We start from the raw sequence: 1,978 nt of genomic DNA, 5'->3' as shown, positions 1-1,978 counted from the left end.
AATCATCAAATATCCATTCTTATTAAGAAACCCTGAAAGCTTTTATTTTCGTACCTATTGAGAATCAAGCTGTTGATTTAGCGAAGGCTTTAATTCTAGAAGTCCTTCTGTGACTACGTTTCAGATACCTGAATCCTTACGTTGTCGTGACCAACTAATGCCCGCCAACTTCCGTTTAGAAAGAAGAAAGCAGCCATAGGCACAAGGCAACACGCCAGCATTGCTATCCCCATACCCATCCATTGGAGAATTGGGTTTTTTAATTTTTGCTGGCTCATTTTTATAAGTTTCATTCGGTCATTTTCACAGTAGGGTAATTCGGTCATTTTATGATAGCATACCGGATTGCTGTCAGAGAAGGAGCTATTTACTTGCACTATAAGTCCCATCAATATTAAAATTTACCTCTCACTGGTTCATATTTCATCTTGATTTCATAATTAGCTGTCAATCTAGTTAATAAGAAGCTAACTCTTCAAATATAAATGTTGAAGTAGGTTGGCGTACTGTACTTAATTCCCTAGAGAGTCAAGACTATGAGAACACTCATTTACGGTGCTGTATTTGCTCTGTCAGCCGCAGTTTTAGTTCCTGCTGTCCATGCGAGCACCAGAACAGGTGCCGAGAATTTTCCTCACATTGATAGTTCAGTACAATTTCCAGAAACTAAGGCAAGAATTGTCAGGCATACTTTCCGGCTGCACATTCCTCAAGGAAGTAGGGCTATTTCTCAATTAAAAATTAGCGTTCCTGCCGGGTTAACTGTGAGGGATGATATCAGTATATCTGACGATTCAGGTCAAAAAATTGACACTAAGGTTTCTGTCAACAGCAATCAAGTTATACTAACCTTCTCCCAACCTGTCTCTGCCGAAACCACAATCAAAATTGCCATGAATAAAGTAATAATTTCAGGAGTTTCTAACGCTTGGATGTACCAACTTACTGCTACATTAGTTGGCGACAATACAGACATCCACCTCAGTATGGCACAGGTTCGCAGCTATCAATAAAAAAATCAGGTGTTACGGCAGATATTTCATCCTGGTTTCATTCCTGCCTATCAAACTAAGAAATAAGCCAAACGTTAATTTTCAAGGAGTGCAGTCGTGAAAAAGTTAGTTAGCCTTGGTGCAGTATTTGCCTTAATTCTTGCCTCTTCTATCTCCGCAGCAAAAGCAACAGGAATACCGGGAGATTCCCAATCTCCTCACATTGTCGGAGGCCGTTCCTATCCTGACTACCCAACTTGGAGAGCCTTCCACGATTTTGAGGTTCACGTTCAGGGAAAAGCTCTTTTGGCACTTACAATTGATTTGCCGGGTCATGGGAAAATGCGTAGCGGAATTGACGTAACAAATCAAAATGAATCAAAATAAACTATTTAACCGGACTCGCTGGCAATTAGCCATTTCCTATGCAGCAGTAATGGGTTTGATTTTAAGCTTGTTGGGATTTGGCGTATATAGGGCGATCGCCCACGCTCACTGGGTAGTCCTAGACCGCGAATTAGAATCGGTAGCGGGGACGCTACACGACAGCCTAGAACTCAAATTGCAGCAGCCCGGACGCTTAGAGCCAATAGTAAACGAACTTTTGCCTAACCTCCGCCTAATGGGAGTTAACGACATTAAAGAACAGTTGCCAAGCCGCCATACTTTAAGCGCTATCAACCAAGGCCATTACTATATTCGTTTATTTGATAAGTCAGGAAATTTGATTGCTACAGCAGGCGCTTATCCCAAAGAATTGCTAGCGACCTTTAACTCACAACACTGGCAAACAATTACTGACAGCAAAGGCAATATTTATCACCAAATTTCTGTATCACTGCATAGTAAGGATTCAGGTCTCAACTTGGGGTATTAAAGATGGGGTCTGCACAGCAGGATTAACCCTCGCTTTGATCGCTTGCTCAAAAAACTTGGCGGACTGAAGGTCTTTGACGACGGCAAGTTTGTATAACTGTCAATAAATT

The 1,978-nt window shown here is 41.5% G+C and carries 4 protein-coding genes; 3 read left to right on the top strand and 1 reads right to left on the bottom strand.

What is annotated here, in order from left to right; translation table 11 throughout:
* Positions 1–113: 113 nt before the first annotated feature.
* Positions 114–293, bottom strand: coding sequence for a hypothetical protein (locus tag ACUVJL_RS03055; protein WP_445244495.1), 180 nt, complete (start codon positions 291–293; stop codon positions 114–116).
* Positions 294–536: 243 nt separating this feature from the next.
* Here ACUVJL_RS03055 and ACUVJL_RS03050 point away from each other — a divergent pair, with 243 nt between their 5' ends.
* From ACUVJL_RS03050 to ACUVJL_RS03040, 3 genes are all read left to right on the top strand, one after another.
* Entirely contained in the window at positions 537–1,013 is a 477-nt protein-coding gene (locus ACUVJL_RS03050; protein ID WP_445244494.1) for a DUF2808 domain-containing protein, read from the top strand.
* A gap of 96 nt (positions 1,014–1,109) precedes the next feature.
* Entirely contained in the window at positions 1,110–1,379 is a 270-nt protein-coding gene (locus tag ACUVJL_RS03045; RefSeq protein WP_445244493.1) for a hypothetical protein, read from the top strand.
* The gene (locus ACUVJL_RS03040) at positions 1,366–1,869 is read left to right on the top strand and encodes a hypothetical protein (protein WP_445244492.1); all 504 of its coding nucleotides are present in this window, start codon (positions 1,366–1,368) and stop codon (positions 1,867–1,869) included. The genes ACUVJL_RS03045 and ACUVJL_RS03040 overlap by 14 nt, the downstream gene beginning before the upstream one ends.
* Positions 1,870–1,978: the final 109 nt, after the last annotated feature.

It is taken from the genome of Microcoleus sp. OTE_8_concoct_300 (assembly GCF_031383065.1).
In the GTDB taxonomy this organism is placed as follows: Bacteria; Cyanobacteriota; Cyanobacteriia; order Cyanobacteriales; family Microcoleaceae; genus Microcoleus.
Note: the sequence above shows the minus strand (reverse complement) of the source record. Positions and strands in the feature narration are given on the sequence as shown.

Coding starts and splice junctions, on each gene's coding strand:
- ACUVJL_RS03055 (WP_445244495.1), bottom strand. CDS start 293: ATGAAACTTATAAAAATGAGCCAGCAAAAATTAAAAAACCCAATTCTC.
- ACUVJL_RS03050 (WP_445244494.1), top strand. CDS start 537: ATGAGAACACTCATTTACGGTGCTGTATTTGCTCTGTCAGCCGCAGTT.
- ACUVJL_RS03040 (WP_445244492.1), top strand. CDS start 1,366: ATGAATCAAAATAAACTATTTAACCGGACTCGCTGGCAATTAGCCATT.